Annotated in this window: 23 protein-coding genes and 2 pseudogenes; 6 read left to right on the top strand and 19 right to left on the bottom strand. The window is 61.1% G+C overall.

Going from position 1 to position 23,732, the window contains the following annotated elements; genetic code table 11:
• Positions 1-356 precede the first annotated feature (356 nt).
• Together ACOYW2_RS05955 and ACOYW2_RS05950 are read left to right on the top strand one after the other, a co-directional pair.
• Positions 357-1,604 carry a glycosyltransferase family 4 protein gene (locus ACOYW2_RS05955; protein ID WP_482769751.1) on the top strand — a complete coding sequence of 416 codons (1,248 nt, stop codon included), beginning with the start codon at positions 357-359 and terminating at the stop codon, positions 1,602-1,604.
• Positions 1,585-2,298, top strand: a complete 714-nt coding sequence (locus ACOYW2_RS05950; RefSeq protein ID WP_482417044.1) for a class I SAM-dependent methyltransferase — start codon at positions 1,585-1,587, stop codon at positions 2,296-2,298. The genes ACOYW2_RS05955 and ACOYW2_RS05950 overlap by 20 nt, the downstream gene beginning before the upstream one ends.
• Positions 2,299-2,404: 106 nt before the next feature.
• On the opposite strand, the gene ACOYW2_RS05945 is transcribed toward ACOYW2_RS05950, so the two are convergent.
• The 10 genes from ACOYW2_RS05945 to ACOYW2_RS05900 form a co-directional block, all read right to left on the bottom strand.
• On the bottom strand, positions 2,405-3,256 hold the full coding sequence (locus tag ACOYW2_RS05945; protein ID WP_482422116.1) for a GNAT family N-acetyltransferase: 852 nt from the start codon (positions 3,254-3,256) through the stop codon (positions 2,405-2,407).
• 88 nt (positions 3,257-3,344) lie between these two features.
• Entirely contained in the window at positions 3,345-4,016 is a 672-nt protein-coding gene (locus tag ACOYW2_RS05940) for a hypothetical protein (RefSeq protein WP_482769750.1), read from the bottom strand.
• Positions 4,017-4,223: 207 nt separating this feature from the next.
• Entirely contained in the window at positions 4,224-5,114 is an 891-nt protein-coding gene (locus tag ACOYW2_RS05935; RefSeq protein ID WP_482769749.1) for a TolC family protein, read from the bottom strand.
• A complete protein-coding gene (locus ACOYW2_RS05930; protein ID WP_482769748.1) occupies positions 5,008-5,661 on the bottom strand; it encodes a TolC family protein in 654 nt (217 codons plus the stop codon). Before ACOYW2_RS05930 ends, ACOYW2_RS05935 begins: the two co-directional genes overlap by 107 nt.
• A complete protein-coding gene (locus tag ACOYW2_RS05925) occupies positions 5,658-8,705 on the bottom strand; it encodes an efflux RND transporter permease subunit (RefSeq protein WP_482417048.1) in 3,048 nt (1,015 codons plus the stop codon). Before ACOYW2_RS05925 ends, ACOYW2_RS05930 begins: the two co-directional genes overlap by 4 nt.
• Positions 8,706-8,854: 149 nt before the next feature.
• Complete coding sequence (locus ACOYW2_RS05920) at positions 8,855-10,003, bottom strand: efflux RND transporter periplasmic adaptor subunit (protein ID WP_482769747.1); 1,149 nt, start codon at positions 10,001-10,003, stop codon at positions 8,855-8,857.
• A 123-nt stretch (positions 10,004-10,126) separates the two neighbouring features.
• Positions 10,127-10,390, bottom strand: a complete 264-nt coding sequence (locus tag ACOYW2_RS05915; RefSeq protein ID WP_482769746.1) for a hypothetical protein — start codon at positions 10,388-10,390, stop codon at positions 10,127-10,129.
• A 385-nt stretch (positions 10,391-10,775) separates the two neighbouring features.
• Positions 10,776-10,949, bottom strand: coding sequence for a hypothetical protein (locus ACOYW2_RS05910; RefSeq protein WP_482769745.1), 174 nt, complete (start codon positions 10,947-10,949; stop codon positions 10,776-10,778).
• A gap of 32 nt (positions 10,950-10,981) precedes the next feature.
• Positions 10,982-11,173 carry a hypothetical protein gene (locus ACOYW2_RS05905; RefSeq protein ID WP_482422109.1) on the bottom strand — a complete coding sequence of 64 codons (192 nt, stop codon included), beginning with the start codon at positions 11,171-11,173 and terminating at the stop codon, positions 10,982-10,984.
• Positions 11,174-11,189: 16 nt separating this feature from the next.
• Complete coding sequence (locus tag ACOYW2_RS05900; RefSeq protein WP_482769744.1) at positions 11,190-11,555, bottom strand: hypothetical protein; 366 nt, start codon at positions 11,553-11,555, stop codon at positions 11,190-11,192.
• On the opposite strand from ACOYW2_RS05900, the pseudogene ACOYW2_RS05895 reads away from it, so the two are divergent.
• A pseudogene (locus ACOYW2_RS05895) lies at positions 11,460-11,882 on the top strand (sigma-54 factor interaction domain-containing protein); the annotation flags it as partial. The gene ACOYW2_RS05900 and the pseudogene ACOYW2_RS05895 overlap by 96 nt on opposite strands.
• A gap of 211 nt (positions 11,883-12,093) precedes the next feature.
• Positions 12,094-12,384, top strand: a complete 291-nt coding sequence (locus tag ACOYW2_RS05890) for a helix-turn-helix domain-containing protein (RefSeq protein WP_482769743.1) — start codon at positions 12,094-12,096, stop codon at positions 12,382-12,384.
• Positions 12,385-12,392: 8 nt separating this feature from the next.
• Here ACOYW2_RS05890 and gap read toward each other — a convergent pair whose 3' ends face one another.
• The 6 genes and pseudogenes from gap to ACOYW2_RS05860 all read right to left on the bottom strand — a co-directional run bounded on the left by gap (position 12,393) and on the right by ACOYW2_RS05860 (position 18,357).
• Positions 12,393-13,409 (bottom strand): type I glyceraldehyde-3-phosphate dehydrogenase, encoded by a 1,017-nt coding sequence (gene gap / locus ACOYW2_RS05885; protein WP_180144024.1) that lies wholly within the window; start codon positions 13,407-13,409, stop codon positions 12,393-12,395.
• 287 nt (positions 13,410-13,696) lie between these two features.
• On the bottom strand, positions 13,697-15,475 hold the full coding sequence (locus tag ACOYW2_RS05880; RefSeq protein ID WP_482769742.1) for a hybrid sensor histidine kinase/response regulator: 1,779 nt from the start codon (positions 15,473-15,475) through the stop codon (positions 13,697-13,699).
• A complete protein-coding gene (locus ACOYW2_RS05875) occupies positions 15,465-15,752 on the bottom strand; it encodes a PAS domain S-box protein (RefSeq protein ID WP_482770987.1) in 288 nt (95 codons plus the stop codon). The genes ACOYW2_RS05880 and ACOYW2_RS05875 overlap by 11 nt, the downstream gene beginning before the upstream one ends.
• Positions 15,753-15,815: 63 nt before the next feature.
• Positions 15,816-16,427 (bottom strand): annotated as a pseudogene (locus ACOYW2_RS05870) (transporter substrate-binding domain-containing protein); the annotation flags it as partial.
• A 408-nt stretch (positions 16,428-16,835) separates the two neighbouring features.
• On the bottom strand, positions 16,836-18,074 hold the full coding sequence (locus ACOYW2_RS05865; protein ID WP_482769741.1) for an MFS transporter: 1,239 nt from the start codon (positions 18,072-18,074) through the stop codon (positions 16,836-16,838).
• A gap of 7 nt (positions 18,075-18,081) precedes the next feature.
• Entirely contained in the window at positions 18,082-18,357 is a 276-nt protein-coding gene (locus ACOYW2_RS05860; RefSeq protein WP_180144013.1) for a metal-sensing transcriptional repressor, read from the bottom strand.
• A 438-nt stretch (positions 18,358-18,795) separates the two neighbouring features.
• Here ACOYW2_RS05860 and ACOYW2_RS05855 point away from each other — a divergent pair, with 438 nt between their 5' ends.
• Together ACOYW2_RS05855 and ACOYW2_RS05850 are read left to right on the top strand one after the other, a co-directional pair.
• Positions 18,796-19,374 (top strand): DUF4382 domain-containing protein, encoded by a 579-nt coding sequence (locus ACOYW2_RS05855; protein WP_482769740.1) that lies wholly within the window; start codon positions 18,796-18,798, stop codon positions 19,372-19,374.
• A gap of 87 nt (positions 19,375-19,461) precedes the next feature.
• Complete coding sequence (locus ACOYW2_RS05850; protein ID WP_482769739.1) at positions 19,462-19,956, top strand: hypothetical protein; 495 nt, start codon at positions 19,462-19,464, stop codon at positions 19,954-19,956.
• A gap of 11 nt (positions 19,957-19,967) precedes the next feature.
• On the opposite strand, the gene ACOYW2_RS05845 is transcribed toward ACOYW2_RS05850, so the two are convergent.
• From ACOYW2_RS05845 to alaS, 3 genes are all read right to left on the bottom strand, one after another.
• Positions 19,968-20,588 (bottom strand): HD domain-containing protein, encoded by a 621-nt coding sequence (locus ACOYW2_RS05845; RefSeq protein WP_482769738.1) that lies wholly within the window; start codon positions 20,586-20,588, stop codon positions 19,968-19,970.
• Between the two features lie 414 nt (positions 20,589-21,002).
• The gene (locus ACOYW2_RS05840) at positions 21,003-21,482 is read right to left on the bottom strand and encodes a DHHA1 domain-containing protein (RefSeq protein WP_482769737.1); all 480 of its coding nucleotides are present in this window, start codon (positions 21,480-21,482) and stop codon (positions 21,003-21,005) included.
• Positions 21,394-23,625, bottom strand: coding sequence for an alanine--tRNA ligase (gene alaS / locus ACOYW2_RS05835; RefSeq protein ID WP_482769736.1), 2,232 nt, complete (start codon positions 23,623-23,625; stop codon positions 21,394-21,396). The genes ACOYW2_RS05840 and alaS overlap by 89 nt, the downstream gene beginning before the upstream one ends.
• Positions 23,626-23,732: the final 107 nt, after the last annotated feature.

Raw genomic sequence — 23,732 nt, 5'->3', positions numbered from 1 at the left:
TGTTGTCGGTATCTCGGCGGGTCGTTGCCCGGGGATATCCCATTAGCTATCAGGGAGAAGCGCCCCCTGCAAGAAGAAGACGCTTCCTCGGCCCTTAAGATGTGCTTTGTTTATCGATCATTGATTGTCTCAGAGACCATTTTTACCACAACCTAAAAAGTGCTTGACCTCGTTTCGAGCCGTTGGGTAAGTATAGTTTCTTATGCTTTCGCCGCGGTTCACGGCTGTTTTGAGGGCCCCGGAGCATATCCGTAAGTAATGGCAGTACCCTGGGAGCGGCGGTGGCCGGCACCCGCAGAAGGTGAGGAGTGTGTTATGTGCAAGGACATCAGGTTTCATTCGTTGGAGGTGGCGGTATGACCCGTGAAGCAAGCCGCCCGTTACGCATCTGTATGATCAGTTACCGCAGCAATCCCCATTGCGGCGGCCAGGGTGTCTATGTGAGGAACCTCGCACGGGCCCTCACCGAACTGGGTCACCACGTGGAGGTGGTGGCCGGGCCCCCGGATCCCCTCCTGGATTCCAAGGCCAAGCTCACCATGCTGGACTGCCTGGACCTGTACAACGCGGAAAACCCCTTTCGCACCCCTACTGTGGGAGAGCTAAAAAACCCAATTAACCTCATGGAATGGTTGAGCATCTCCACCATGGGGTACCCGGAGCCCGAAACCTTCGGGTACAGGGCGTACAACCACCTGAAGCACAGGGTCCACGAATTCGACATCATCCACGACAACCAGAGCCTCTCCTACGGCATCCTGGCCCTGAGCCGCCTGGTTCCCACCGTGGCCACCATCCACCACCCCATCACCCGGGACCGCCAGATCGCGGTACGCAGTGTACGAAGTTTCTGGAAAAAAGTGAAACACCTGAGGTGGTACTCCTTCATCGGCATGCAGAAACGGGTGGTCAGGCGCCTTCCCAAGTTCATCACCGTCTGGAGTTTCGACGACATCCACGCCGAGTTCGACGTCCCGGCAGAGCGCTTCCACGTGGTGCCCAACGGCATCAACACCGAACTCTTCTACCCGCTGCCCCACATCCAGCGCGAACCCAACCGGCTCATCGTCACCAACAGCGCGGACCAGCCCTTAAAGGGCCTCTACTACCTCCTTCAGGCCGTGCACACCATCAGCAAGCACCGGGACATCAGGCTCACCGTCATCGGCACCCCCAAGGAGGGAGGCGGCATTGAAAAGCTGGTGAAAAAGCTGGACATGGGCCACCTCATCGACTTCACGGGCCGGGTCTCAAACGAAGAGTTCCGGGAGCATTACGCCAAGGCGTCCATCGCCGTAGTCCCTTCCGTGTACGAAGGCTTCGGCCTGCCCGTGGGCGAGGCCATGGCCAGCGGGATCCCGGTGATCAGCACCACCGGCGGTGCCCTGCCCGAGGTGGCAGGGGACGCGGCCATGCTGGTGCCGCCTGAAAACCCCGAGGCCCTTGCAGAGGCCATCTGCCATCTGCTGGACAACCCCGACAAGGCAAAGGAGCTGGGCGAAGCAGGTTACAAGCGCGTTCAGGAACAGTTTACATGGAAAAACGCCGCCGAGCAGACCGTGGCAGCGTACAGGGAGGCCATCCGTGATCACCGTAAAATTTAACATACTGGACGTCAAACCCGGCTACCGAATCCTGGACATCGGCTGCGGCCCGGGCCGCCACATCAGCGCCGCCTACGAATACGAGAAGGTCACCGCCATCGGCGCCGACCTCTCCCACGAAGACCTGCAGCAGGGCGTCAAGCGGCTTCAGTTCCACGACCACCTGGGCGCTCACAAAGGGGGCTCCTGGGCCTTTACCATGGCCGACATCACCAACCTGCCCTTTGCCGACGACAGCTTCGACATCGTCCTCTGCTCGGAGGTGATGGAGCACATCCCCAATGACGACGCCGCGGCCAAAGAGATCTTAAGGGTACTGAAACCCGGCCACAACCTGGTGGTGACCGTCCCCCGCTTCTGGCCCGAAAAGATCTGCTGGCTCCTCTCCGATGAATACTTCAATGCCAACATGGGCCATGTGCGCATCTACAAGAAAAAGCCCCTGGTGAGCCTCATCGAAAAACAGGGGGCCTCCTACTGGAACGCCCACCACGCCCACAGCATCCACGCCCCCTACTGGTGGTTGAAATGCCTCGTGGGCCCCACCCGTACCGACCACTGGGCCGTGAACCTGTACAAACGGTTCCTGGAGTGGGACATCCTCTCCCAGCCCAAGATCACAAAATTCATGGACAGGCTCCTCAACCCGGTCATGGGCAAGAGCCTGGTGCTCTACTTTACCAAGGACAAATAACGGCGCCACCGGACAATCAACACAATGCGCGATTCCGTAATCACGCCCTTTTTTTGTAACCACTCAGCTTTACCTCCGGCGGGTCGCCGGAGGCTTTTTTGAGCTTTTACCCCAGCTCCAGGGAGGTCAGGCCGTAGATGCCTGAAAGGGGCAGCGAGGGAGGGTCGCCGGAGTACATGCGCACGGTTTTTTTGACGGGTTCCATGCCAAAGGATTCGGCCAGCTCCATGGCGTTGGGGTTGGCGTCGGGGATATCCATGTAGACCGGGCCTTCGCCGCCGTAGGCTTTCAGGGCGATGTAGAGTCTGTGGGCATGGGAGGGGTTCAGGGCAAACAGGGGCCCGATGCGGAAGCCGTCCCAGGCCTGGCGCAGCACGCCGTATCCGGCAAGGTGGCCGTCCTGGAGGATCCCTAAAGCAATAACGCCGGGGCGCGTGATCCAGGAAGCGAGGAAGGCCTCCCGGCTGGAGAAGAAAAAGGTGGTGTCAAAGGCCACGACCCGGTCAAAGGGGATATCGGTGAGGGGAAGCAGGTAAGGATCGGCCTGGAGCACGCCCCCTGCGCCCCCGCGATAGCGGATCACGTGGTGGGCGGTTTGAAAGCCCATCTTCTGATATTTGGCTTCGCAGGAAGCGGCGGTGTTGAGCCCCACGGTGCAGCCCTCCAGGGAGTCCATTCCCTGGCGCCACACCACGCGCCCCACGCCCATGCCCCGGCAGTCCGGCCTCACAAGGTAAAAGCCAAGGAACCCGAGACGGGCCGCGTACCGAACAGATGAGAGAAGCGCCACGGGCTCGCCGTCCACCTCGGCGATCCAGAAGCCTTCGGGGTCGCAGGCGTAAAAACAGGCCCCGTCGTGAATTCCGGGGTTCCACCCTTCCTGGCCCGCCCATGCAATGGCAATGGCCAAATCTTCCTGATCCATCCGGCGTATGGTCGCCTGTTCCTGACTCATCATGCTCCCTCCGATCTCATCGACAGACCCGATGCCCTGGGTCTGCTCCATGCACGAAGCGACGTGAAACCAGCCACGCTTCCATTGCCTTTCAGTCTATCCCATTTCCCCTCACATGATCAATCGCATTATACACAACACTGGCACAGCGGGACTCCCGGAGGAACTCCAGTGAGCCGATAAAAATCAGGGTGTATCCGAGGAGTTCGGTGCCCTCCTCCACCGCGGTTTTCACCACCGGCATGTACCCGTCACCCATGATGCCCCGCCAGAGCACCTGGCGTCCGAAGAGCCGGGAGAAGACAAACACGGTAACAAACCCGCCCACCATGAGCCCGAAGCTGGGCTTGCCCACAAACCCATGGAGGGAGTCCAGGAGCGCTTCCCGGTCTCGATACACGGAAACAGCTGTGAGCAGCGCGGTAAGGCACACAAGGACCTGCCAGCCGCCGTCAAAGAGATACCGGTCCAGGCAGAAATCAAACTCGCGTATCCCGGCCATGGCGGCCGCCCCCACCAGCATGGTGGCCACCGGGTTCGGCGAAGGATCCCGGTGGCCTGCGGTCCAGGCACACACCATGGTAAAAAAAAGGGCCGCCACCTGCAGGGCCTCCAGCAGCGAGTCCTCTCCGAAGAGATAGGCGGAAGGCGTGTTCAGGGCTTCCCAGGTGATGCACAGGGCCATGGCCCCGGCAAGGAACGCGTAAAAAAAATAGCGGGCAAAGGTGCCGCTCAACGAAGTCAACGAACAAGGGGATTCCATACTCTGACGCTCACGATTCATAGGTACAACGATTCGACTCGCTTTGGGCGGGTCGCGTTTTTCAATAACTCCATGGAAATCAGGACGCGAAAAGCAGGGAGGAGCCCAACCGCGCTCCTCCCTGCACGCCAAGGAGACTTACTTTCCGAAAGGGTGTTCAGGCCTTTCGAAACCGGATGACGGAGCCGTAAAGGCCCCGTCGTATCGTTACGATGCCCCTAAAGGGGCCTTGCCACGGCACAGGCCGTGTCGGTTCGGTGGTTCTTTCCCGACCCCGGCAGAGAGGTATCCATCCCCGTTCATACCGGAGCTGTTTTCCCTGCCGCCCGGCCAAACGCCGCAGGGGACTTCCGTGGCGTAATCCAACACGGCCAGGGCATCCATGTAGGCATAGAGGGCCTGATAGTAATTGGAATCGGCTGATGTAAGGTAGGTCCGGGCGTCGATGACGTCGGTGGAGGTGGCCACCTGCTGGTCGTACTGCACCCGGGTAATCCGCCAGTTCTTCCGGGCCTGGGCCCGGGACTTCTCGGCGGTGGTGATGTTCTTCAGGGCCACGGTCCGATCCAGAAGCGCGTTTTGCACATCCTGTTTCACCGCGGCCTCGGCATCTGCCAGAGAGGCCTGCACAGACCGCCTGCGCTGGGCCTGCTCTGCTGCGTTGGCACCGGTCTTGCCCCAGTTCCAGAGGGTCCATGATGCCTGCAGGGTGATGCTGGCCGAGTCCGAATGGGTAAAGGCGTTGTCATCGGGAATGGGGCCGTCCCCGGCCTTTGCGTAGCGCCCCACCAGGTCGACCCTGGGGTAATAGGCACTCTTGGCCGCCGTCTCCCCCAATGTTGCCTCCCGGATCCCCAGGCGCAGAAGGGCCACCAGCGGTCGCCGCGTCACGGCCAGGGCTTCGAGTTCCTCGCTGCTCTGGGCCCAGATGGGGGGCGCATGCCTGTCGGCAATGGCAAGGGGCTCAAAGGGGTCGCGATGCAACAACCGATTAACCGAAATACGGGCTTTGTCCGTCTCCGACTCGGCCAGGTTGCGGTTCTGAACCGCCTCTGCAAGGGCCACCTCCGCTTTCAAGAGATCGTTCAGGGGGATCAAACCCTGCTCCGTGGTCCCCCACAGCCACGCGCATGGGGGTGGGAGTCGCCTCGTCCTCGGCCACGGTCTGGAGCCGCTTGGCAAGGAGTAGGCGATGACAGGCCTGCCGCACGCTGAGGGCCAGTTGCTGGAGGGTCTCCCGGCGGTTCAGCTCTTCGGTGTCCACCCCGAGCCGGGCCAGGTCATGGGCCGTCTTCAGGGCGTAGCCCGAAAACAGGGGCTGCACGAGCTGTACATCCCAACCGGCCTCCTCCTTGTAGCCTGCGGGAAAGGTTCCCCACGCGCTCTTCTGGATCGGTTCCCGGTTATGGTTTGTCCAGTAGTACCCGGCCGACAGGGTGGGCAGCCGATCGGCCCGGGCGCTGGTGAGGGCCTCCCTGGAGGCCGCCACCTCGGCGTCGGCACCGGTCACAGCCGGGTTGCTTCGCAGGGCTTCGGCCACGGCCTCCTCGATGCTCATCTGTTCCGCGGCTCCGGCAGGCCCGGCCGCGCACAGCGCGACACAGGCCGCTCCTAAAAAGAATCCCACAATCCGTTTTGCCATCATGCTGCCACCTCCCCTGCGGTCCTGTCCGTCCGGATCCTGAAAAAAAGTGTGTAGAGCACCGGAATCACCACCAGGGTAAGCACCGTTGCAAAGGCCAGCCCCACCATGATGGTCACCGCCATGGAGACGAACATCACGTCGAAAATCAGGGGGATCATCCCGAATATCGTGGTTACGGAAGCCATCATCACCGGCCGCATGCGGTTCAGGGACGCCTCTTTCACGGCTGCCAGGGGGTCTTTTCCGCCCTTGATGTCTTCATCGATGAGGTCGATGAGCACCACGGCGTTTTTGATCATCATGCCGATGAGGCTGTACGCCCCCAGCATGGCCAGGAACCCGAAGGGCTGGCCGAAAATCAGCAGCCCCGCTGACATGCCCACCAGGGCAAGGGGCAGGATCGTGATGATCATCAGCGGCTGGCGGACCCCGTTGAAAAGCCACACCAGGATCATCACCATGGCCACGAGGCTCACCGGCAGAAAGGCACTGACCCCTTCGTTGCTGTCCTTGGAGAGCTCGTACTCCCCTTCCCACTCCAGGGTGTACCCGGCAGGCAGGGGGATGGCCTCCACCCGGGGCCGGATCTGCTGAAGCAGGGTATCGGAGGTCATGGTTCCCGCGGGATCGCACTGGGCGCGGATCACGCGGCGGCGGTTGTACCTGCGGATCACGGGATCTTCCCAGAAAAAGTCGCTGCCTTCGGTGACCTGGGCCACGGGGACCCCGGCGTCAGAGACACCCCACACCGGCAGGGCCGCAAGGTCGGTCTGGTCCGGTGAGGAGTAGACCACCTTCACCGGGATGAGTTCGTCATGCTCCCGGTAGCTGGTCACGGTCACCCCGTCGGTGCCCCCCAGGAGATCCCGGGCCAGATCCGTTCGCTCCACTCCGGCACGGCGCCCCTTGTTCTGGACATACAGGGCCTCCCAGACCAGGGAGCGTTCCCGCCAGTCGTCCGTGATGTTGATGGCATTGGGGGTGTCGGCCATCACCTCCCGGGCCTGCTCGGCCAGGGAACGCAGCACCGCGGGGTCGGGGCCGGTGAATCGTGCCTCCACCCGGTAGTCGGCCTTGGGCCCGCTGATGTACTTGGTGATGTGAGGCTCACCCTCGGGAAGATACTCGGCAAACCACCGGGCCAGCTCCTCCATCATCCCGCTGATCTCCCGGTAATCCTCCACGTTGATGATCAGCTGGCCGTAGTTGGCCATCTTGGGCTCGGGGTTGACGGCGTTCATGAACCGGGGGGGCCCCTGGCCCACGCAGGTGGCCACGCCCGTGACGCCCTCCATCTCCATGGCAAAGGCTTCGGCGAGTTTCAGGTCCTCGGAGACCATGTCGATGCGGGAGCCTTCCGGGCGTCGGTAGTCCACCACGAACTGGGCGGTGTCGGCATCGGCGAAGAAACGCTTCTCCACGATCCCCATACCGGCCCCGGCCAGGACCAGCAACCCGACCATCAGCCCCAGAGTCAACAGGCGATGGCGAAGGGCCGTGTCCAGCAATCGCTTGTAGATACGGTATGTGGGCCCGCTGTGAAGATCCTCACTGCCCTTGCCTTCGGGAACGGTGAGAAACCGGTAGCAGAACACCGGGGTCTGGGACATGGCCAGGAACCAGCTGAACATCAGGGCAATGGCCACCACCTGAAAGAGGCTGGCACAGAACTCCCCGGTGTTGGTGGGGGCCATGTAAATGGGAAAAAAGGCCAGGCAGGCGATGATGGTGGCCCCTAAAAGGGGCACGGCGCTCTGGCGGGTGGGCTCGGCAATGGCGCTGTGTCGCGTCATCCCCTTTTGCAGGTTCACCAGCCCGGCGTCGGCCACCACGATGGCGTTGTCCACGATCATCCCCATCACAAGGATAAGGGCGGCCAGGGAGATCTTCTGCAGGTCGATGCCCCAGACCAGCATCACAATAAAGGTCCCCATGATGGACAGAACCAGGTTGGCGGCAATGATAAGCCCGCTGCGCAGCCCCATGGTCACGAGAAGCACCCCGATGACAATGGCCACGGACTCGGCCAGGTTAAGCATGAACCCCTTGATCTTGTCCTTGACGAAGTCGGACTGGTAGTAGACCTTGTGGAGCTCAATGCCCACGGGAAGGCCCGCCATGAGCTCCGTCAGGCGCGCGTTCACCGCCTCCCCCATGGTGACCACGTTGGCACCGTCTGCCGCTGACGCGGCAATGCCGATGGCCGGGTTGCCGTTAAACCGCATCAGGGGCTCGGCAGGGTCCAGATACTCGCGGGTGATGGTGGCCAGGTCCTTCAAGAGCACCTGCTCCTCGCCCTGCCCCTGGATCACCAGCTCCCCGATCTCATCCACCGACCCAAAGGCCCCGGATGGCTGGATACGCACCCGGAGGCTTCCCACGTCCATGGCCCCGGCCGGGGCCATGGTGTTCTGGGCCTGGAGCATGGACGCAATGCGGGACGGAGGGATACCCAGGGAGGCGCACTTGGCCCGGGAGACATCCACGGTTACCACCTCGGGCTGGATGCCGTAAAAGGTGATCCGCTCCACATCGGGCACCAGCATAAGCTCGCGGCGGATGTAATCGGCGTACTCTTTAAGCTCAGCCAGGGAGTACCCGTCGGCAGACAAGGCCATAAACAGCCCGTACACATCCCCGTAGTCGTCCATCACCTCCGAGGGCAGGGCGCCCTCGGGGAGCTGGCCCTGGACGGCCGTCACCTTGCGCCTCAACATGTCCCAGAGCTGCTGGAGGTCGTCGGAGCGGACCCACTCATTTAAATCCACGTAGACCAGGGAGAGCCCGGCACGGGATTCCGAGCGCACCTTGTCCACCTCGTCGGCGCCCTGCACCGCCTCCTCGATAAGCCGAGTCACCTGCTGCTCCACCTCATGGGGAGAGGCCCCGGGATACACGGTCATCACCATGGCCGTTTTCACCGTGAAGACCGGATCTTCCAGCTTGCCCAGGCGAAAATAGCCCCAGATGCCCCCCAGGAGCAGGAGCACCATGGCAAACATCACGGTGGTTTGATTACGTAACGAAAAATCGGGCAACGTCATCCCTTCTTTCCTTTTTTTAGATCAAAACGTGCCTCCGGCGGTCTGCCGGGAGCCAAACGTTTGAAAAGTTCGACCAATCAGGTTGATGCACCACAAACCGTCTTCGTGCCTCAGGGGAGAATCCGGCGTTGACGGCAGAGGGCTTGTCTCTACATTTCACCGCCCACGTTGGTGGGGCTCACCTCGGGCAGGACCTTCACCTTGCGCCCGTCGGAAAGGCCCCGCACACCGGCGGCGATCACCTGCATCCCCTCTTCCAGGGGGCCGTCGATACGCAGGCCTTTGCGGTCCGCGCCCAGGAGTTCCACCGACACCTGACGTGCCGCCATCTCCTTTTCGTCCACCACCCAGACAAAGCTGCCTTCCTCCACGGTGTTCACCACCGCGGTCTCCGGAACGGCAAACCCTGCCTCCACATCCCTTGCGGTGAGGGTCACCTCCGAGGCCATGCCCGGACGGATGCGGTGCCCCGCATTCTCATTGAGGGTCAGGTAAAGGGGATAAGAACGGTTGGAGGGGTTGGGGTTCTTGGAGAGCTCCTTGACCGTTGCGGCCAGGGTCTCACCGGGCAGGGCGTCAAACCGGCAGGCGATGCCGCCGATGCGCTTGACGATGGGGAGCATCCCTTCGGGGATGGCCACCTCCACCTCCATGTGATCCAGGTCCACAAGGGAGATAACGGGCTGGCCCTGGGCCACGGTCTCGTGGTTTTCGATAAATTTTTCATGCACATACCCGTCAAAGGGGGCGATGAGCACTGTATCGGCCAGGCTGTTCTTTGCCTCTTCCAGATTTTTTTCCGCGGCATCCACACTGGCCCCTGCCACCTCATAGGTGGCGGTGATGCTGTCGAAAGTGGCCTGGGCCGCGGCGCTCTCCGCGCGCAGGGTCTTGTAGCGCCGGTACTGGAGCTCCGCCTCTTTCAACTGGGCCCTGGACACGGTCAGGCTGGCGGTGAGGGTGGCCACCTTGACCTCGAAGTCCCGCGGATCGATGCGGGCGATAACCTCTCCTTTCCGCACTTTTTCTCCCCTGTCCACGGCCAGGGTCACCACAGGACCGCCCACCCGAAAGGAGAGATCCACGTCCCTCAGGGAGCGGACGGTACCGGGAAAGCGCCACGCGGCGTTCTCGCCGGGCCGACACAACGTCACCGCCTTCACGGGACGGATTGTCTTGTTCTCCTGCACCTTGTTGGCCTCGCTCTCCGAGCATCCGGCCGAGGCCAGGGCCAACATCATCCCTGCCACAAGGGCCGCCGCTCCCCGTATGTTTATCTGTCCTGTTCGTTTCATCATTCCATCGTTCCTGTGTTTAATTGTGAAGGGGCGAGAGTCCCCTAACCCGGATATTTCACAATAACCGACCGCCATAGCATTGCGGCCACCTTGATCCGATCGGTTTCCCATAAAATCTCCGCGTTAGCCCTTTGCCTTCCAAAACGAGACATGCACATGGCCCAAATCCTCCAGGGCCCAGACCAGATCCCGCTGGGCCGCTACACCCTCGGGATCCCGGACCTGAGACCATTCGATGGCCACGGCCCAGTCGTTTTCAATGCGCTCGTTGCGGTAAAGCCTGCAGGCACGTCCGGCCACATGGCAAAATCGTGTAAACAGGGCAGACACCTTGTGATCGCTGCCCAAGTCCGTCAACCTCACCGTGATCTCTTCCCTGCAATTCATAGTCTGCTCCATTTACCGGGCGAGCGAGTCGGCTCGCCGTTGATCATCCGTATGCGTAGGCATGATGTATCCGGGAAAACACCTTGCCCGCCCTTTGGGCCGACCGCCCTGAAGATGGGGGGGGATCATTGCGACCGGCGGCCTGGAACAGGTGTCGATGTTTTCCCGGACTCCCTGGCGGGAACCACCCGAAGGTGACAGGGGGCTGTTACCAAGCCATCCCCCTCCGCCGGGATTCACTTCTTTAGCTTGCCAAAAGCATGCCATATTTTTTACTCATGTATATTCAGGACATTACACACAAGCAAAATCAAAAATGTCATATACAACATTTTCATATGTTGCATACGGCACCCTCTTTCGGTACATATCGTATATGACACTTTTACTGCCGCACCTTCCCATTGCGGCGGACCTTATGGGTGAATCCCGCCTTTTCCATTGGAGTAACGCCATGCCCAGAACCGACGACATCAGCTTTTTCCACCAGGGCACCCTGGCCATCTGCGGAAGCATCGACATTGGCGAAGCCCTGCAGGAATGCCTGGTCTTTCTGCAACGCTACATGCCGGCCGAAAACATCACCATGGACTATCTGGACACATCCATCCCGGGCATCTGCACCGTGGCCCAGGCGGGCTTTCCCCTTATGGCACCGGGAACCATTGTGGAGATCTCCGACCGTGAGGTGGCCTTCATCGAATCCCAGTGGAGCCAGACCACCTTGAGCAACCGCCCGGAAGACAACCCCGTGGCCCAGCGGGTGGCGGCCCACGTGGGCATCGACTCCGTCTTCTCTTCAGCCGTCCTTCACCTCATGACCAAAAACCAGCGACTGGGGGTGGTGGCGGTGAGCGCCTTGAAGGAGGGGCAGTTCACCGAAGAACACGCCCGGCTCCTCTCCCTGCTCCACGACCCCTTTGCCGTGGCCATGAGCAACGCCCTGCGCTACCAGGAGGTGCTTCGACTTCAGGAGATGCTCAAGGACGACAACCGTTTTCTGACAAACGAACTCCACCGCATGAGCGGGGACACCATCATCGGGGAACATTTCGGGCTGAGGGAGGTAATGGAAAAGGTGCGGCAGGTGGCGCCCCTGGACAGCCAGGTGCTTCTTCTGGGGGAAACCGGGGTGGGAAAGGAGGTCATCGCCAACGCGATTCATTACAACTCATCGCGGTCAAAGGGCCCTTTCATCAAGGTCAACTGCGGGGCCATTCCCGAGAGCCTTCTGGACAGCGAACTCTTCGGCCATGAAAAGGGGGCCTTCACCGGCGCCCTCTCCCGGAAACGGGGACGGTTCGAGCGGGCCCACGGGGGGACCCTGTTCTTAGATGAGATCGGGGAGTTGCCCCAGGCAGCCCAGGTGAGGCTGCTGCGAGTGCTTCAGACCAAGGAGTTTGAACGGGTGGGGGGCACGGAGCCCATCAAGGCGGATGTACGGATCATCGCCGCCACCCACCGGAGGCTGGAGAGCATGGTCAAGGAGAACACCTTTCGGAAAGACCTCTGGTTCCGGCTCAACGTCTTTCCCCTGACCATCCCCCCCTTAAGGGAGAGAAAGGCCGACATTCCGGCCCTGGTAAACCATTTCATCGAAAAAAAGAGCCACGAGATGAAGCTGCCCTACCGCCCGGTGCCGGCCGCCTTGAGCGTCGGAGGGCCACCACTGGCCCGGCAATGTCCGGGAGCTGGAGAACATCGTGGAACGGGAGATCATCCGCAACTACTCCGGGGACCGCGACACCCCGTTGCTCTTTGCCGAGGTGGCGGCGCCCCAAGGACTTGTCCGCGAACCGGCAGCCCTCCCGGCCGAGGAAGGGCCCACCAACCTGGATGCGGTGATCAGCCGGCACCTGAGCCACATGATGACCCGAACCGGGGGAAAAATCCAAGGGGAAGACGGGGCGGCCGCCCTGTTGGGCATCCACCCCAGCACCCTGCGCCACCGACTGAGAAAACTGGGGATCCCCTTCGGGCGCGGGGCGTTCTGACAGAATTCTTACGCTTCGGCCTGCATGAGGGCCAGGGTGGTGTCCAGCATGCGGTTGGCGTAGCCCCACTCGTTGTCGAACCAGGCCAGGACACTCACGGTGTGGCCGGAGACACGGGTCTGGGTGCCGTCCACCACGGAGGAGCGGGGGTCGTGGTTGTAGTCGCAGGAGACCAGGGGCACCTCGGTGTAGCCCAGGATGCCGTTCATCCCGTTATGGGCCGCTTTGTACAGGGCCTCGTTTACGGCTTTGGCATCGGTCTTCTCCCGCACCTGGGCGGTGAGCTGCATGGCCGAGACGTTGAGGGTCGGCACCCTCAGGGCCAAGGCTTCAAAGCGCCCCTCAAGGTGAGGGAGGATGCGATCCAGCCCCTTGGCAAGCCCCGTGTTCACGGGGATGATGGAGTGGCTGGAGCTCCGGGTCTTGCGGAGGTCCTGGTCATGGTAGGCATCGATGACCGGCTGATCGTTCATCATGGAGTGAACCGTGGTGATGACCCCGCTTTCAATGCCGAAGGACTCGTCCAGGGTCTTGATCACCGGCACAATGCAGTTGGTGGTGCATGAGGCGTTGGAGATAACGGTGTGCTCTTTTTTCAGGGTGTCGTGGTTGGTGCCGTACACAATGGTGGCGTCCACGTCCGGTTCGGCCGGACAGGAGTAGACCACCTTTTTCGCACCGGCCTCGATGTGCTTCTCGGCCATGGCGCGCCGGGTAAAACACCCGGTGCACTCCAACACCACGTCCACATCCAGCCGGTCCCAGGCCAGGCGTGAGAGCTCTTTCTGGTAGGTGACGGCAATGGGGTCCCCGTTGACCACCAGGGTGTGCCCCTCGCAGGAGACCTCCCCGTCAAACCGCCCGTGGGTGGAATCGTACTTCGTCAGGTGGGCGATGGACTCGATATCGGAAAGCTCGTTGATCCCCACGATCACCAGGTCGTCCCGGTGACCCGACTCGTAAAGGGCCCGCAAAATACATCGCCCGATACGACCATATCCGTTGATTGCAACTCTGTATGTCATGAAAACCAATCCATAAAAACCTGCCTGCGCCCGGCGCCTTTTCGAAAGCCCCCTTCCGGGCGTCCTGCGCAAACCGTTTTTTTCTTCCGTCACCCCTGATGCCGGCTGTTGTGATGCGTTCGTTACGAAGCGCCTCCCCTTGAATAAAAACACTGGGGAAAACGCCTTGACAGTTCCGGGTCCGGCCCCGACGGTCGTGTCACCTCCGGGCCGGAAAGGGCTGTACTATACCAAAGTCCCGACCTCAAGTGTAGGGATATATCCCGGGCAGGCGCGCCCGCAAGGCGTCACCCCTCCATGGCGGCGGAGATCACGGCCATAAGATCGGCATGGGTATAGGGCTTGACGATGGCCGCGCAGAATCCGTGGGCCATGTAATCGGCCATCACCGGATCGTTGGAGTAGCCGCTGGAGACCACCACCCGGGCATCGGGGTCCCGTTGCAGGATGATGCCCGCAGCTTCCAGCCCGCCCATGGCACCGGCCACGGTGAGGTCCGTGATCACCACGTCCACAGGTTCCGGCCCGCCATGGCGTTCCCTGTAAACGGCCACCGCCTCTTCACCGCTTGCGGTGAGCAGCACCTCATAGCCCATGGAGACCAGAAGGCCCTCCACCACCTCCCTGACCATCTCTTCATCATCCATCACCAGGATCCGGCCCCGCCCCATGGCCTGGGGCCGGGGTTGCGCCTCAAGGGGCTCAGAAAGAGCCTCCTCCGATGCGGGCAGGTAGAGGGTAAAACAAGTTCCCCGGCCGGGGGTGGACGCCACCTCGATGTGCCCGTCGTGCTTGGACACGATGGAATGGGTGGTGGCAAGGCCGAGGCCGCTTCCGGTTTTCTTGGTGGTGAAAAAAGGATCGAAGACCCGATCCCTGATCTCCTCCGGGATGCCGGGCCCCTCGTCGCAAAAGGTGAGTTTCACATACCGGTCGCCCTTGAGGGGAAGGAGCCCCACCTTCTCCACCTTGATGGAGTGGTTCTCCGCGGCGATGGTTATGACCCCGCCCCGGGGCATGGCCTGCACCGCGTTGAGGATCAGGTTCTGGGCCACCTGGCTGATCTGGCCCGCATCGATCTCCGCAGGCCAGAGGTCGTCGGCAAAACGGGTTTCGCAGCGCACCCGGCTGCCCCGAAGCACAAACCCGGCGGACTCCCGAACCACATCCACCACCGAAGCCACACGGATGACGGGCGCCCCGCCCTTGGAGAAGGTCAAGAGCTGCTGGGTGAGGTCCTTGGCCCGGTCGCAGGCCTTGAGCACATCCGTCAGGAGCCGATGGGTCTCGGAGGCCTCCTGGCAACGGGTCCGCGCAAGGCTCACCCCACCCAGAACCGCCGTAAGGATATTGTTGAAGTCGTGGGCGATGCCCCCGGCAAGCACCCCCACAGACTCAAGCTTTCTGACCTTGAGGAGTTCATCTTCCATGCGGTTTTCGTCGGTGACGTCCCGGAACACCAGGACCACCCCCACAATGGTGCTGGTGCGATCCATGATGGGCGCCCCGCTGTCTGCGATGCTGCGCTCGGTGCCGTCTTTTGCGATGAGGGCCGTATGATTTGCCAGGGTGATGATGTTGCCCGTGGCCAGGACCTTATCCACAGGGTTTTCGCACGGCTTGCGGGTTTTCTCGTTGATGATGCGGAACACCTCGGCCATGGGGCGCCCGACGGCCTCGTTCTGGGTCCAGCCTGTGAGCTTTTCAGCCACCTTGTTCATCAGGACCACATGCCCGGAGACGTCGCTGGTGATCACCCCGTCTCCGATGCTCCGAAGGGTCACGGCCAGGCGCTCTTTTTCCTCGGAGAGCTTCTCCTCGGCCTCTTTCCTGGCGCTGATATCCCGGCCCACGGAGACCACACAGGCCTGGTCCGTAAGGCGGGCCACCTTCAGGGAGACCTCCACCCAGAAATCCGTTCCGTCCTTTCGTCGGCTCTGCCACTGGACCACCCGGGGGTCTCCCTGGGCCACCTGCCGAAACAGGGCCATGGCCTTGTCCCCGGTGGAGTCCCCTTCCCCGGAGAGAAGGGTCTCAAAGCCCACCCAGGTCTGATTAGCACCCATACCCCAGCATGGCAAGTCCGGGCTTGTTGATGTCCACCACGGCACCGGTTTCGGCGTCATGGAGGATAATGGCGTCGTTGGGGGTATTGAAAATCTCCCGATAGCGCCGCTCACTTTCCCGAAAGGCCCGCTCCGCCTGGAGCCTTTCGTCGATCTGGCGACTCAGGATATCGTTGGCCTTGGAGAGCTCCTCCGTACGTCGGGCCACCTTCCGTTTCAACGCCCAGCTCCACAGCAGAAACAAAAGGGCCACAGCCACCAGGGGGCCCACCACCATGGACATATGGACCAGAAGTTCCTTGCCGTTAAACTCCCTGGGCCGGTAAGCGCCGAACCACTTGGCATGAATCTCGTCGTACTGCCCCGAGGCCTTGATGGCGCTGAGCCCCTCGTTGAGCAGAGAGAGCAGTCGCTGGTCCCCTTTTCTCACGGCAAAGCAGAAGGCGCGCTGTAAAATGGGAGGGCCCACGGGCCGGATGGCCTCCAGGCCTTCGTCCTTGATGATCATGAGCCCCTGGAGCCGGGAGACAAGGGCCGCATCCCCCTCCCCTGCCGCCAGGGCCTTGAGCACCTCGTGCATATTCTCCCGCACCACGATCTCCACGGGTTCGCCCCTCTGAAGCAGATAATCGTGCCCGATGTCTTCTTTCTGAACGATGACCCGCCTGTGCCGGGTATCGTCAAGATCCCGGATGGGACTGCCCTCGGGGGCAAACACGGCGTAGGACGCCACGTTATGGGGCGAACTGAAGGCAAAATGCCTCAATCGTTCCGGGGACCTGAACATGCCCATGAGCACATCCACCTCCCCGGCCTGAAGGGCACTGCGGGCCTCATGCCAGGGCATGAGCCTCAGGCTGGTGAGAATCCCCATTTCCCGGGCCACGGCCCGGGTGATATCCACATCAAAGCCGGTGGGGGTACCCTGCTCGTCAAGGTACTCATACGGAGGGTAGCTGTTGTCTCCCGAAGATCAGGTAGTCTGCCTCGCACTACGACAACAACAATCCAGCTCCGCACACCATACCGACAACCAGCCGCACCACACAGACCCGGAAGTTAAAACCCAGCACCGCACCCCCCTGTTTCGTATGTCACCATGCAGGCATGGTCGTCACGTCACCGACACACAGAGCACCCAAGGCCCCGGCCGCTCAACCCGGAACAGCCTCCGAACGGCCAGGCACAAGCCGAGACAGCCGGAGGAACAAATCGCATGTTTACGCTTTGAATTACTGATCGCACGATTGAAGGAAAAACTGAAGGATTTAAAACAGAAAAATCTTCGGAAGGGGGTGTCGAAGCGCCCTATGCAAAGGGTTTTTCAGGCACATCCCCCGCAGAGCCAGCAGCAGGAGAGTCAAGGTGATTTCGGCTTCGGCAGCAGACAGGGTCCTCCCCCCAGGGAAAGGGAACGGCAAAAAGCACCCCGACGAGGCAGAGGGCGAGCACAGGGGGCCGGACCCAAAGCCCCGTGGAGGGAATCCTCAAACAGAGCGGCCCCCAGGGGAAGCACCACAAGTGAGCACCCGTATGCAAGACGCCCCAGCAGGCTCTGGAGGGAAAAATAGGTGCTTCGCTCATGGCGTCCAAGCAAGGGGGCAAGCTCGGCATTCACCAGGGGCGTAGACACCGCGCGGGAAGCGGTTCGGCCCACCAGCATCAGGGCCACCAGCGGATGCACCACAAGGGCCATGGCCCCGATGAGCACCACCTGGAGCAGGGCACAGGCAAGCAAGGTCCGCCGCACCACACACCGATGATGAATCCGCCCGGCAAAGCGCGTCATAAAGGCCCCCAGGCCCATGGTCAGGGCCAGGTGCATACCGGAAAGGGGCGGTACCAGGGACGGCCCCACCCCGGACCACGCCAGGGCCTGCTTCAGGTAGGGTTGGTAAAACTCATAGGGAATATGGAGAAGCACGGTCATGGCAAGGGCGTAGAGGGTAAAAAAGCGAAGGCGGGGCCCCCGGGCTTTCCTCAGGACATGGCGAAGCTGGGGACCGAAGGGCGCCGCCACCTTCCCTTTGGCCCCTTCGGGTTCCGTCATGGTCATCACGATCCCCAGCGAGATCATTGCCGTGGCACACGACAGCCCGTACACCCACCTCAGGTGACCGGCGGCGGCCAGCCCGCCCAGGAGTGCCGCCCCGCCACCGGCCAGGAGGCTGTATTTAAGGGCCCGCCCCTCCAGGGAAGCGTACTCGGCCTCTCGGCCCAAGTCCTTGAGACTCTCGTAGTGAAGGGCCGTGTCCGTTCCCGAAGCCGACGCAAACCCTGCGGCCAGAAAAAGCTGGGCCGCGGCAAACTGCCAAAAGGTGTGGCCGGTCAAAAAAAGAAGGTAGGCCAGGCCCAGGCAGCCGGAGGAACACATCAGGGTTCGCCTTCGCCCGAAGCGATCGGCGAGATATCCCGAAGGGACTTCGGCCGCGGCAACGGCTACATAATAGACAGCTTCCAGGTGCAGGGCCTCGGACAGGCTGAGCACCGAAGAGAAATAGAGAAAAAAGACCGGCCCCCAGAAGTAGCCATCCCTGAAAAAAAGATACCAGGGATATCGCGCAATGTTTGCCGTCAATGCCTCGCTTCGCTCTGTCATAGCCGTCTCACAGATATTTCGATATTTCTGCCAGCTCCGCCTTGATGTCACCGGCTGAGCGTTCTTTCAACGCGTGATCGTCCAGGCAGTGGTCGATATGATCGCGCACCAGGGCCTGCTTGGCGTTGCCCACGGCCCTGTAAACCGCCTGGAGCTGCCTGGCCACCTCCACACAGGGCGCCTCGCCCTCAATCATGGCCACCACCTTGGCCAGGTGCCCCCCGGCCCGTCTCAGCCGCTTGGCGATTTCATCATGATTTTTATGACGTGATGCGTCAGCCATTTGGCCCTCCTGTCATGGTGTCCATGGTTCATAACCTATCCCCGGGGTGGGGATACATATACAACTACTTATTTTTCATATTCATTGCAAGAAACAAAATACAGAGCATTAGCGCGCGTTACCTGTAAAGCAACAGAAAAACCCACGTTCACGGGAAAAGCCTTTCGTTCTTTTGGCCAAAAAGGGTACAATACCAACACGTAAGGCCAAGCCGTAACAACCGACGCCATAACGCCAACCCGGACAAAACATCCCCTTAAGACCTGAGTCCCTGACGGCACTCCGGGATCAAGCCATACCTCGACCGCTTCGCTTCAGCCCTGCAAAAAAACTTATGTACGCTTTCAGGAGCACCTTCTCCCCTCGCCCTTTTTGTTCCCACCCCTGCTCTTCCTGCTCCTTGCCTGAAACAAACACGCCCGCCCACAGGAGGCTTTCATGAACCCACGTTTTGTTTCAATCCTTGCGGCCCTTGTCTTCCTGGCCCTGGCAGGTTGCAGCTCCAGCTCCGATTCGTCGGACGCCAATTTCGGGGACCTCACCGTCCAGCTCACCGATGCCCCCTCCCCGGACTACAAAGCCGTCTACATCAGCGTCAATCAGGTGGAGGTCAACCGATCCGCCACCGATGAAAACGGGTGGCAGGTGGTGGACATCGTCAATGAAACCATCAACCTTCTGGATTATACGGGGGGGCTCTTGAAGTCCCTGGGCACACGGGAGATGCCTGCCGGAGTGTACAATCAGGTGCGCCTGGTCCTGGCCAGCGCCCCGGATGAGCAGACGAACATCCTTGGATCGCTCCACCCCTTTGCACACTACGTGGTGGAGCTCGACGACTCCATTCACCAGCTCACCGTCCCCAGTGAGGACAGCAGCGGTGTCACGCGGACCAAACAATTCATCATCGACACAAACGCCAACGTCGAGCTGATCCTGGACTTTGAGACCATCGAGATGATAGATCCGTGGTACAGGGGGCGACACCGGGCAATGGTTCTTGAAATCGATCCTTGAGGTGCTGGATACCCGGGAGATTGCACTCATATCCGGCTCCGTCACCGACAGCCCCACCCCGGGCACGGCCCCGCACAGTCCGCTTTGGTGCAGACCTACGACGGCTTTGCCACCGACCCCAAAAACAGAGTCATCACCATTGGCTCCACCCTCACCGATGCGGCGGGCTCCTATACCCTCAGGGTCCCGGAGAGCACGTACAACCTCGTTGCCTACAATGACAACGAATTCAGCCCATTGTGTCGCCGCATCACCGCCCTTACGGGCACCCCCCTCACCGAGGATTTTGCATTGACCGGGACCAACCCCGCAGGCACGTTAACCGTCAGAATCACGGGATTTAACGTCGGGAATGAAGAGTCTATCACGGTGAGCGTACGCAGGGACGCCCCCTGTGGAACCGGCTTGCCCAATTTCATCGAACTGCTGTCCGAATCCTACTCTGCCGATGGTGACTACAACATCACCCTACCCCCAAACAACTACACGGTGGTGGCCTTCGGCGACCCCATCTCCTCGACCATAAGCAATACCTGGGAGATCACATCGGGGGGCACCAGAATTTTCGTAATAAACCTGTAGCCCCCGAATTGTCAGACATTCAGCTCCCGCTCCAGCTCGTCCAGAAATGACTCCATAACGCCATGGCGACGCTCCGCTTCCCTTCGGGCCGCGCCGGTATGCAGTGTATCTTTGAGGGTCAGGAGCTTGGCGTAAAAATGGTCCACGGCATAGGCCCGATCGTCCAGCTCCCGGTGCCTGCCAAAGGGGTCCTCCGGATGAAACATGGCCGAGTCCATGGCCCCGCCCGTTAAAAAGCAGCGGGCTATGCCCAGGGCCCCAATGGCATCCAGGCGGTCAGCGTCCTGGACCACCCGGGCCTCCAGGGTCTCCGGTGGCTTTCCCAGGCTGAAGCTGTGGGCGTGGATGGCGTGATGCACGGCGGCAAGCGTGTCCCCGGAAACCCCGACCCCCTTTAAAAACCGCACCGCCTCATCCGCCGCCAGACGGGACGCAAAAGCCCTCTCCGGCGAATTCTTGGGCACGCTCACACAATCATGGAGCCACGCCGCAGGCACAACCACGCCAAGATCCGCCCCCTCCGCTTCCCCGATGCGCCGAGCCATGGACACCACCCGCTTCACATGGCCCAGGTCGTGGGCCCCGTCCTGAACAGCCCGCCCTTTAAGAAACGCTTCACACGCTTTTTCCATAATCTTCTCCTTAAAAATGTCCCACACGTGCACAGGTTCAAACACATGCGTATGAGAGCACACCCTTATGTGAGTGTGACGCGTTACCAACGATGTAGGGAATATGCGGTAGGGTACGCTTGCGCACCGCCGATAAATCGTAACGGCCATGCCCCCATATCCGGCTGACCTTCACACAGCATCAAAATATCAGAAGGCGTCGGTTTTTCGAACACTTGGTGCGCAAGCACATCCTACAGGTGATCGCATACCAGGCTGTTAAAGTCACGCGAACCTCCCCCCTTCATCGGGTTCCAGATACCCCCACCTTGCCGCCGAAGACTGCTTTGTTTTTTTATGGCGCCCAACAAAAAACCCGCGACTCGGCATGAGTCGCGGGTTTGTTTTTTCATCTGACGTCAGGGTGTTCCTGACTTAGCCGAGGTACTCGAACAGGGAGCTCAGGGCCTCGTCCAGGTGTTCCGGCTTGGAGCCGCCGGCCTGGGCCATGTCGGGACGGCCGCCACCGCCGCCGCCAACGATGGCTGCGGCTTTCTTGACGATGTCACCGGCTTTGTAGGTTTTGGTGAGGTCTTTGGTCACCAGGGCAAGCAGGAGGGCTTTCCCGCCGGACTCGGTACCGAGGAGCACAACGCCGGAGCCGATCTTGTCGCGGAAGCGGTCTGCCAGCTCGCGGAGCTGGGCCGGGTTTTCCACGGAGACTTTCTTGGCCACGGCGCGGACTCCGTTCACCTCTTTGATGTCGTCATCGAGGCTTTCGGCGGCTTTGCCTGCCATCTGCATCTTGAGCTGCTTGAGCTCTTTTTCAAGGGCCTTGTTGTCGGCCAGGATCTTTTCCAGACGCTCGGAGAGGTTCTCCGGGCCCGCTCCTCGACCATGGCTGATGCTCGGCAAGGGTGTGGAGGCTCTTCTGGGTGCTTTCGATGGCCGAAGCACCGGTGAGGGCCTCGATACGCCGCACGCCCGAAGCGATGCCGGAGTCCGAAAGAATACGGAAGGCGCCGATGTCACCGGAGGCTGCCGTATGGGTGCCCCCGCAGAACTCTTTGGAGAAATCCCCCATGGAGACCACGCGGACCCGGTCCCCGTACTTTTCGTCGAACAGGGCGGTGGCGCCGGTCTTCATGGCCTCTTCAGCGTCCATCTCCTCGACGCCCACGGGCACGTTCATGCGGATGCAGTCGTTGACGCGGGCTTCGATAGCATCCAGGGTGGCGCGGTCCACCGGGGCAAAGTGGGTAAAGTCAAACCGGAGGCGATCCGGGCCCACCAGGGAGCCTGCCTGCTTGACGTGCTCGCCGAGCACCGAACGAAGGGCGGCATGGAGGATGTGGGTGGCGCTATGGTTCAGGGCGGTGGCGGCGCGTTTATCGCAATCCACGGCCAGAGTCGCCATGAGGCCTGCCTTCACCGCTCCGCTCTCCACGCGGCACTTGTGGATAAAAAGGCCTGTGGGATCCTTGATGGTATCCAGGACGGTCAGCTGAAAGCCTTCCCCTGAAAGGGTCCCGCAGTCGCCCATCTGGCCCCCGGACTCCCCGTAGAACGGCGTGGCTTCCACCACAACCTCCACGTCGGTGCCCGCAGCCGGAGCTTCCACCTCCTCACCGTCCACGGCCACCACCAGGATCTTGGACTCTCCGGTAAGGCCTGCGTACCCGGTGAACTCGGTTTTCACACCCGCTGCAGAGAGCTTGCGGAAGGCTTCCCCGCTCCGGGTAAAGGCAACGCTGCTGCGGGATTTTTCCCGCTGGGCTTCCATGGCCTTGTCAAACCCTTCCAGATCCAGGGTGATGGTGTCGTCGGTGATGACATCGCGGATGATGTCCACGGGAAAACCGTAGGTATCGTAGAGCTTGAAGATCACATCCCCGGAGAGGACTTTCGCCTCGGACGCCTTCACGTCCTCCAGGGCCTCTTCCAGAAGCCTCAGGCCGTTGTCGAGGGTCACGGAGAAGCTCTCTTCCTCGTTTTTGATCACGCTGGTGATAAAGGCTTCGCTCTCCTTGAGTTCGGGATAGGCGTCGGCCATCATCTCCATGACCACGCGGCTGGTGGTGTGGAGGAAGGGCTCGGTGAGCCCGATAAAACGACCGTACCGAATGGCGCGGCGCATGATGCGGCGCAGCACGTAGCCCCGGCCTTCGTTTGCGGGCATCACCCCGTCGCTGATGAGGAAGGTGGCGGCGCGGCTGTGGTCGGAGATGACCTTCATGGCGATGGCGGTGTCATTGCAGTCCGTCATCTTCTTGCCGGAGAGCTCTTCCACCTTGCCGATGATGGGGGTAAAGAGGTCGGTGTCGTAGTTGGTATCCGCGTTCTGCATGATGCTGGTGATGCGCTCAAGGCCCATGCCGGTGTCGATGCAGGGGTTGGGAAGGGGGGTAAGGGTCCCCTCTTCGTCCCGCTCGTACTGCATGAACACGAGGTTCCAGATCTCCAGGTAGCGGTCGCAGTCGCAGCCCACGGCGCAGTTGGGGTTGTCGCAGCCGAAGCGCTCCCCACGGTCGATGTGGATCTCGGTGCAGGGGCCGCAGGGGCCGGTGTCGCCCATGGCCCAGAAGTTATCGGCTTCGCCCAGGCGGACGATGCGGTCTTCGGGCACGCCGATCTTCTTGTTCCAGATTTCAAAGGCTTCGTCGTCATCCAGGTAAATGGAGACCCAAAGCTTGTCCACGGGAAGCTTGTACCCGTTGGTGAGAAGGTCCCAGGCAAAGGTGATGGCCTGCTCCTTGAAATAGTCGCCGAAGGAGAAGTTGCCGAGCATCTCGAAAAAGGTGTGGTGGCGAGCCGTGTACCCGACGTTTTCCAGGTCGTTGTGCTTGCCCCCGGCGCGAACGCACTTCTGGCTCGTCACGGCCGTTGTGTAGTCCCTCTTCTCTTCGCCGATGAAGGTACGCTTGAACTGCACCATGCCCGCGTTGGTAAAAAGGAGAGTGGGGTCATCCGACGGCACAAGAGACGAGCTCCTGACGTTCCGGTGGTTGTGCTTCTTAAAGTAGTCGATAAAGAGTTTTCGCGCTTCGCTGCCTTTCATCACCTTGCTCCATGGCAGGGCCCTTGGCCCCGGGTTGGACCGTTACGGTCCCTTGTGGTAAATGGTCAAAATCGACGTTCTCGAAAAAAGGGTTCCCTGGGATCGAC

This window comes from Desulfoluna sp. CLI2B (assembly GCF_056847375.1).
The sequence above is the reverse complement of the archived record's forward strand: the minus strand, read 5'-3'. Positions and strand labels throughout refer to the sequence as shown.